Here is a 7989-nt window from a genome sequence, read left to right as displayed (position 1 = left end):
TCATAAAATCAACAAGGCGTCTCACTCCGGAAGCTTACGATTATCCCACTGCCTTGCAGCTTATTTTGGCGAGCGCGGACAAAAGGACAGACCCGACCGAAACTCTTCCTTTGGTAGAGGGTAATGGCTGCATCGCCGCCGAGGATGTGCTTGCCACTTCTGATCGCCCTGTTGCCGATAGTTCTGCAATGGATGGTTACGCCTTTGTTCACGCGGAGATGGAAGCATCTCTACCGGGCCTCTTGGCGGGTGGCCAAGACGCTGCGGGAGATATGCCTCTTCCCCTACAGCCCGGAGAGGCACGGGGTATTTTGACTGGTGCCCGTATTCCGCCGGGTGCCGATTGCGTAATGGCGGCGGAGCGCATGCAGCTTGACCTACAGACCGGGCGCGTTCGCCCTCTTCATGCGTTAGCCAGCAGAGGGGCTAATATCCGCCGGGCAGGTGAGGAGTTTACGAACGGCACTCGTCTGCTTCACCGAGGGCAGAAGCTGGACTGGCGACATATTGCTTTGCTGGCCAGCCAAAATGTGCGTCATGTGTCAGTTATCAAATCTCCCCGACTTACCGTGGTGGCGAATGGCGCGGAACTGGCTACGGATGCGCCGGATGCCCGTGCAGATTCAAATACGCCCATGCTGGCGGCGTTACTGGCTTCTGCCGGAGCCATGGTGAAAACGCATGTTGTGTCTTCAGACAATGCCCTCCACCTTCGGGCAGAGCTACTGTCTGCGTGGGAACAGTCTGATATACTGGTCACTACGGGCGGAATATCCGTTGGGGACACGGATAATGTTCTGGATGTTCTGAAAGAGCTTGGTGCAGAGGTTCTGTTTCGGGGGGTGAAAATCCGTCCGGGTAAGCCTCTTTCAGTTCTGGAACAGGGCGGAAAACTGGTATTCTGCCTGCCGGGTAATCCCGGTGCTTCTGCTATCTGTGCTTTGGTTTTTCTTCTGCCTTATCTGCGCTCTGTTATGGGGGATGTGCATGGGCCAACGCTGATAGCAGGCACGGTGGATTTTGATCTGGCCCCAGCATGTGACACAACGCATTTTGTTCCCGTGTCTTGTCAGGCAGATGGTGAAGGCTGGCGTATTTCTCTGCTTCCCAGCGTGGGGGCCTCAGATATCATGGTGTTCACGCGGGCTAATGCCCTGTTGCGGATTGACCCGCATACTCCTGTTACCGTAGGGCAGAGACGCTGGGTCATTCCCCTTCATGTTAGTTGAATGGAACAGGCATTTTTCAGGATAAAGGATGCAATAGCGTCCGTATCATCCAGATCCAGTGTAGGAAACGAGGCTGGTACAGCGGCAGGCGTAGTGGTGGCCACGGCGAGGATACGGTTGGTCTGACTTTTAAAAAGCGGCTCTTTCCCTATGTCTGCTCTATAGATTTCTATCGTGGCGGGAACAGAAGCATGAAACCCTTCAATAAGGACCAGATCAACGTGCGCCATGCGGCGGAGGATATCAGGCAGGCTGGGTTCAGGTTGGCTATGTTGTAAAACCCAGCGATCAGGCGTGACCAGCATGACCTCTGATGCCCCGGCCTGTCGGTGGATAAAGGAATCCTTGCCGGGTTTATCAATATCAATGTGATGGTGTGTGCGTTTGATGGTGGACGCACTCACACCCCGTTCCCGTAAGACGGGGAGCAGGCGGGCCATCAGGTGGGTTTTGCCAGAGCCGCTACGGCCAGTAAGGCCCATAACAGCTTGGTGCCTTGGTGTGGACATGGTCGCTCCTGAAACCCGTGGATAATATTTTTGGCTCTATCAGATATGGCCGGGTAACGCGATCACCTAAAAGAAAAGGCGGAAACATCAGCTTCTTGGGCGACCTAATGCACTCTTCGGCGCCTTCCCACGTTAAAGGTCAGGAAAACTGAACCGTAAATGCGGAAGGAGTGACAATGGGTTACCTGTTGCATGGCACATGGCAGGCAACACAAGGCGTGGGGCATGATACGGCAGGGAAAGGGGCGTTTTCCCGCCAGCCTTCACAGTTCAGAAACTGGATCACGCCAGATGGCAAAGCAGGCCCAACAGGGGAGGGAGGCTTCAAGGCGGAAGCAAGGCGCTACCATCTGTATGTGTCTCTTGCCTGCCCATGGGCTCACCGCACCCTGATTTTCAGACATTTGAAAGGCTTGAGCAACCATATAGGCCTCTCGGTGACGCACTGGCTGATGGGAGAGCACGGATGGACCTTTGAGGAGGGGCAGGGCGTACTTCCTGATACGTTATATGGAGCCAGCTTTCTGTACGAACTCTATGCGCGGGCTAACAGTGATTATTCGGGCAACGTGACCGTTCCCGTGCTGTGGGATACGCACCAAGAGACAATCGTCAGCAATGAATCCGCCGATATCATCCGCATGATGAACAGCGCATTTGATGGTATTGGTGCGCGGGAAGGAGATTACTATCCCATTCCTTTGCGTAATGAGATTGAGGCTGTGAACCAGCGTATCTACAGCACGCTTAATAACGGCGTGTATAAATGTGGTTTCGCGCAGTCTCAGCAGAGCTATGAGAATGCGGTTCGGGAAGTGTTTGAAACGCTGGACTGGCTTGAGCACCATCTGCGCGGCAGGCGCTGGTTGGTGGAAGATCAACTGACAGAGGCGGACTGGCGTCTTTTCACCACATTGATCCGTTTTGATGCGGTTTATGTGGGACATTTCAAATGTAATGTGCGGAGACTTAGTGATTATCCAGTGCTCAGCGGATATGTGCAGAGGCTTTACGGTCTGCCTAGCATCGCGGAAACAGTCAGTTTCTTTCACATCAAAAACCATTACTACCTGAGCCACCCTTGGCTGGACCCCACTGGCATTGTGCCCGTAGGGCCAAACCCGCCTTTTGGGGAATCCAGTATGGCGGTAAGGCGCCCCAGAGAAGGAACAGAAACAGAATGACCGAGCAGCGTTTGACAGAAATTCTACAAATTGAGGATGATCATGAGCGTCGGATAGAACTGCTGATCTTTCGGCTGCCAGAAAAGGCTCAGCCGGCTGTCCGCTGGATGCGTAAACCACAGGCACGATGGGCGCGTCTCCCCGTTGGTGTGCTGCTGATCTGCGGAGGTTTTCTCTCCATTCTGCCGGTTCTGGGGCTTTGGATGTTGCCTTTGGGTGTTATTCTTCTGTCCGAAGATATCGCTTTTTTGCGGCGTCTGACTGATAGGGTGCTGGCGTGGGTGGAGCGGCGCAAGCCACAATGGCTGGGGCTGGAGGCGGCACCTCACTCCTAAAGGGCCTTATGCTCTGCATGGGTCGAATGCGTATGCAGGGTTTCACCGCCTCTCTTTCCTGGCGGTATAGTGTGGTTATGACAGATCACGCCAAACCCGCCCCCTCTCTTCAGTCAATGATCCGTGTGCGGGGCGCACGGGAACATAATCTGAAAAATGTTGATGTAGATCTCCCGCGTGACCAGTTGGTGGTCTTCACCGGGGTCTCAGGGTCAGGTAAGTCTTCTCTTGCCTTTGGCACGATCTATGCGGAAGCGCAGCGGCGTTATCTGGAATCCGTTTCTCCTTATGCGCGGCGACTGTTTAACCAGATGCCGGTGCCCGCCGTGGCGAGTATTGAAGGGCTCCCCCCAGCAGTCGCTCTTCAGCAACAAAGAGGCGGAAGTAGCGGTCGGTCGACCGTTGGCAGTGTGACCACGCTTTCTAACCTGCTGCGGATGCTTTACTCCCGCGCTGGGTCTTATCCGCCCGGCATGGCGCGTCTGGAAGCTGAATCCTTTTCATCCAACACTCCCATGGGCGCATGCCCGCGCTGCCACGGGCTTGGAAGCATCTATGATGTGACTGAGAAAACACTTGTGCCAGATGATACGCTGACCATTCGGCAACGCGCCGTAGCTGCATGGCCCACTGCTTGGCAAGGCCAGAACCTGCGGGATATCCTGATTACGCGCGGGGTGGATGTTGATAAACCCTGGAAGGATTTACCGCAGAAAACACGCGACTGGATTTTGTATACAGAGGACACTCCCACAGAACCCGTTTATCCGGGGCGCACGCATGAGGAGGTTCTGGCGGCCATAAAACGGGGAGACCCGGCAGACTACAATGGCACTTTTACCGGTGCCCGACGATATGTACTGCAAACCTTTGCAAAATCTCAAAGTGCGAAAATGCGAGCGCGGGCAGCGTCCTTCATGGTCAGTTCGCCCTGTCCGGTCTGCCATGGGCAGAGATTGAACCCAGATGCGCTCAAAGTAACATTCGGTGGCCGCAATATCGCAGATTTCTCAGCACTTCCACTGAAACACATTGCTCTGGCGTTGAAGGAGATGCAGCCCGGCCTGAGAGGGCAGGATGCAGTCAGTGTCGCAGCGCAAGGGATTGTGGGCTCCCTGATTGAGCGGGTTGCTGTGTTGCTGGATCTGGGGCTTGGATATCTTCAACTCAGCCGCAGCGTGCAAAGCCTATCTCCCGGTGAATATCAGCGGCTCCGGCTTGGAACCCAAATCCGTTCCAATCTCTTCGGGGTGGTCTATGTGCTGGATGAACCAAGCTCCGGCCTTCATCCGGTAGATACACAGGCCTTGCTGAGGGCGCTGGATGGTCTGCTGGCCGCGGGGAATTCCCTGCTTGTGGTGGAGCATAATCCTGATGTTATTCGTCGTGCTCAGTGGTTGGTGGATGTGGGGCCAGAAGCGGGTGAGCGAGGCGGGCAGGTGCTTTACAGTGGACCGCCGGAGGGGTTGAGGCAGGTAGAAGCCTCTCGGACACGGCATTATTTATTTGATGCCCCGGCAAAGAGAACCATGCAGCCGCGTAAGCCGGAGGGCTTTCTGAAACTAGCGAATATCACGTGGAATAACCTGCAGGATATCAGTCTTTCTTTGCCATTGGGTGTATTGGTGTCCGTTACCGGGGTGTCAGGCTCCGGTAAATCTAGCCTTATCGAACAAGCCTTGGTTTCCGTTGTGTCCCGCGCATTGGGGCAACCTATTGCGCGTGAAGAAGACACAGAAGATGAGGCCCTTTTTGAGTCCGCAGAAGCAGGACAACCGCAAGGGTGTGTGGTGTCCGGGCTGGAAAAAGTGCGGAGGCTTGTGGTTATTGATCAAAAACCCATAGGCCGCACGCCGCGCTCCAATCTTGCAACCTATACAGGGTTGTTTGATCTGGTGAGGCAGGCATTTGCCGCAACCCTGGAAGCCAGGAAAAGACGGTTTGACGCGGGATGGTTTTCCTTCAACGTTGCCAAAGGCCGTTGTCCCAAATGCGAGGGAGTGGGGTCGGTCATGGTGGAGCTTCTTTTCCTGCCCAGTGTATATGCGCCGTGCCCGGACTGTCATGGGAGCCGTTACAAACCGGAAGTTCTGGCTGTCACGCTGCGGGGTAAGACAATAGCGGATGTGCTGAGCATGAGCGTGGATGAAGCGTGCACTTTTTTTGCGCAGGATAGGGCGCTCTCGCATGGGTTTGAAACGTTGCGCGAAGGCGGTCTTGGTTATCTGCGTCTCGGTCAGCCCGCAACAGAACTTTCAGGTGGTGAAGCCCAGCGTATCAAACTGGCCACAGAACTGCAAAAGCGGCGGGCCGGTCACGTGCTGTATGTGTTGGATGAGCCGACTACCGGCTTGCATCCGGCGGATGTAGACAGGCTGCTCAAGCAACTGCAAAAATTGGTGGATCAGAACAACAGCGTGGTTCTTGCCGAACACGACATGCGGGTCGTCGCCGCAGGGGACTGGGTGATCGATATGGGGCCTGGTGCCGGAGAGGACGGAGGGCACATTGTAGCCAGCGGTACTCCCCATGACGTTTCAGTTAATCCTCACAGTCAGACCGCTTCGTTCCTTGCCCGTTATGTAAACTAGGGTAGGGTGTCAGTAAGCAGGCAGGTCACAGGCGCACTCTACCTGTAAAACGATAATGCTAATGAACGGGTTGGCGGCAGAATGAGAAATTATTTTCAAAGCAGCACTTTTAGTTTCAGGACAGTTCTTGCCGCAGGAGTGATGAGCTTACTGCTAAGCGCATGTGCTGCGTCTGAACACCCCTCCACGCCAACGCCGGTTAAAGCCGCAGGTCAGTTGATTGAAAGTGTGCCGTTAGACAGTCAATTCAGTCTTCCGGACGCAGGGCGTTCCCTACGGATTACCTACCTTTCCACCAATGGTATTACAGGCACGGGTCTTGTGCCCGTGACGGCAGAAGTCATTCTGCCGTCTGGCACGCCTCCCGCCGGTGGGTGGCCTGTTGTCGCATGGTCTCACGGCACAGTTGGAATTGCTGACTCCTGCGCGCCGTCCCTTCATCCGTATACAGAGCGGAACAGGGCTTATCTTTCTGCCTGGATGCAGCGCGGCTTTGCCATTGTCGCCACCGATTATCAGGGGCTGGGGGGTGAAGGCCCCCATCCTTATCTGAATGTGCGCACAGAAGCCTATAGCGTGCTTGATTCCGTGCGTGCGGCCCTAGCTGGCGTGCCCGGACTACAAAACAAGATCATGCTGGTGGGGCAATCTCAGGGAGCAGGAGCAGCATTTGGGGCGGCGGCTTACGCACCTGATTATGCACCCGACCTCAATATTCGCGGAACGGTTGCGACCGGCATTCCTTACATGACCCCGGACGTTCTCAATGCATTGCTGACGCATCAGGAGCAGACATCGCCCCAGGCAAAGAAAGCCATTGCGCAGCAAGATCCCGTTATTGCTTATGGGTTACTCCTTGGGGCTTCTCTGGCTAATATTGACCCAGATTTCAAACCGGAGGAGGCATTCACACCGAAAGCGATGAATGCGTACCATGCCGCGTCGCAGGTCTGCCTTGCTCCTTTGATGCAACAGGTTCGTAAAGACGGTCTAACCCGTAAAAATACGTTCACCCCCACAATGGGTAAAGCTTTGGCTCCGGCATTCAAGGCCATGATGTATCCTACTCTGGCCTTGAAGCAGCCTCTGTTTGTCGGCACGGGGAGCGGTGATCTTGATGTCGCGGCCAGTTCCCAAATGGCACTGGTAAAAGCGGCTTGTGCAGCAGGCAGCACGGTACAGGCGCATCTCTATAAAGGGTTGGATCACTCCCAAACTGTTCTTGCGTCGTTGCCTGATTCTGCTGCCTTCACAAAAGCAGTCATGGCAGGACAGCCTGTGTCCGGCAGTTGCGCATCTAATCTATAAGTCCGTAGTTCTTCTGGGTCTTAAATAAGGACTTCCATCTGTCGAGGGGGGAAGTCCCTTAAAGCCGAGGCAAGTCCGTTAGGGGTGGGGATATTTTTAGCCGCCCAAGGGGGCCTTGTTCAGCCAAGAGTTCAGTCTATCAGCTTTTCAGTCGTCTTAATGAGGGGCAGGGCAGCTTTGCCGCCGTTTCCGCGCCAGTGGCAAAATGTAATCACGGGTAAGGGGGGCTAATTCAATCTCAGGAAGAGAGAATGGATCAACCCAGAGCACTTCCTCAATTTCGGCTTCCGGTGAGTCCACATTCGGGCAGAGAAGATAGAAGCACTCAGCTTCCACGGACCAGCCGGGTTCATTAGCTGCGGGGGCACTAAAAGAGCCCAGGTAATCAAATATGTCTGGTTCGACTTCTAAGGAGAGTTCTTCTTTCAGTTCACGCGCTAAAGCTTGACGTGGCGTTTCTCCAGAATCCAGCTTACCGCCTGCCTGCATGAAGGCGGTTGTTCCCGCTTTACGCACCAGCAGGACATCTCCTTTCAGGTTCATGATCAAAGCTGTTGTAATTCGGATGATGGAGGAGGCCTCGGCCATAGGGTAGGTTCCTTCTCAGGGAGGTGGGGCGCGTTTCTTACAGCGATAACCATATAGGAAAATCTTCGAGACGAGGCAGAGACGCTGGAGAAATCCAAAAAATCAAAAAATGAACGAATGTTAATCTCATATAGCGGCTTTTTCAGGCGTCATTTCCCGGCTTTTTTGGCTGTTGACTGGGGTATTTGTGTTGATTTGTGTGAGGGGTTGACGGTGTGTTGGTGTTAGCTTAGAAAGCGCTTCAC

Annotated in this window: 7 protein-coding genes; 5 read left to right on the top strand and 2 right to left on the bottom strand. The window is 54.5% G+C overall.

Features of this window, described 5'->3' with window-relative positions; translation table 11 throughout:
* Positions 1-2: 2 nt before the first annotated feature.
* Positions 3-1229: a molybdopterin molybdotransferase MoeA gene (locus AD944_RS01665; protein WP_061474700.1), complete on the top strand. Its 1227-nt coding sequence runs from the start codon at positions 3-5 to the stop codon at positions 1227-1229.
* On the opposite strand, the gene mobB is transcribed toward AD944_RS01665, so the two are convergent.
* The gene (gene mobB / locus AD944_RS01660) at positions 1217-1738 is read right to left on the bottom strand and encodes a molybdopterin-guanine dinucleotide biosynthesis protein B (RefSeq protein WP_045543252.1); all 522 of its coding nucleotides are present in this window, start codon (positions 1736-1738) and stop codon (positions 1217-1219) included. The two genes, AD944_RS01665 and mobB, sit on opposite strands and share 13 nt — an antisense overlap.
* A 176-nt stretch (positions 1739-1914) precedes the next feature.
* Here mobB and AD944_RS01655 point away from each other — a divergent pair, with 176 nt between their 5' ends.
* The 4 genes from AD944_RS01655 to AD944_RS01640 all read left to right on the top strand — a co-directional run bounded on the left by AD944_RS01655 (position 1915) and on the right by AD944_RS01640 (position 7156).
* A complete protein-coding gene (locus AD944_RS01655) occupies positions 1915-2922 on the top strand; it encodes a glutathione S-transferase family protein (protein WP_045543253.1) in 1008 nt (335 codons plus the stop codon).
* Positions 2919-3257, top strand: a complete 339-nt coding sequence (locus AD944_RS01650) for a hypothetical protein (protein ID WP_045543254.1) — start codon at positions 2919-2921, stop codon at positions 3255-3257. Before AD944_RS01655 ends, AD944_RS01650 begins: the two co-directional genes overlap by 4 nt.
* Positions 3258-3334: 77 nt before the next feature.
* A complete protein-coding gene (locus AD944_RS01645) occupies positions 3335-5848 on the top strand; it encodes an excinuclease ABC subunit UvrA (protein WP_045543257.1) in 2514 nt (837 codons plus the stop codon).
* Between the two features lie 141 nt (positions 5849-5989).
* Complete coding sequence (locus tag AD944_RS01640) at positions 5990-7156, top strand: lipase family protein (protein ID WP_045543255.1); 1167 nt, start codon at positions 5990-5992, stop codon at positions 7154-7156.
* 156 nt (positions 7157-7312) lie between these two features.
* Here the strand turns inward: AD944_RS01640 and AD944_RS01635 are convergent, their stop codons facing one another.
* Positions 7313-7744, bottom strand: coding sequence for an NUDIX hydrolase (locus tag AD944_RS01635; RefSeq protein WP_045543256.1), 432 nt, complete (start codon positions 7742-7744; stop codon positions 7313-7315).
* Positions 7745-7989: the final 245 nt, after the last annotated feature.

This window comes from Acetobacter tropicalis (assembly GCF_001580915.1).
Lineage (GTDB): Bacteria > Pseudomonadota > Alphaproteobacteria > Acetobacterales > Acetobacteraceae > Acetobacter > Acetobacter tropicalis.
Note: the sequence above shows the minus strand (reverse complement) of the source record. Positions and strands in the feature narration are given on the sequence as shown.

Bases quoted from the DNA above. Each gene is read 5' to 3' on its own strand.
- AD944_RS01655 (WP_045543253.1), top strand. From the start codon at position 1,915: ATGGGTTACCTGTTGCATGGCACATGGCAGGCAACACAAGGCGTGGGG.
- AD944_RS01645 (WP_045543257.1), top strand. From the start codon at position 3,335: ATGACAGATCACGCCAAACCCGCCCCCTCTCTTCAGTCAATGATCCGT.
- AD944_RS01650 (WP_045543254.1), top strand. From the start codon at position 2,919: ATGACCGAGCAGCGTTTGACAGAAATTCTACAAATTGAGGATGATCAT.
- AD944_RS01640 (WP_045543255.1), top strand. From the start codon at position 5,990: ATGAGCTTACTGCTAAGCGCATGTGCTGCGTCTGAACACCCCTCCACG.
- AD944_RS01635 (WP_045543256.1), bottom strand. From the start codon at position 7,744: ATGGCCGAGGCCTCCTCCATCATCCGAATTACAACAGCTTTGATCATG.
- mobB (WP_045543252.1), bottom strand. From the start codon at position 1,738: ATGTCCACACCAAGGCACCAAGCTGTTATGGGCCTTACTGGCCGTAGC.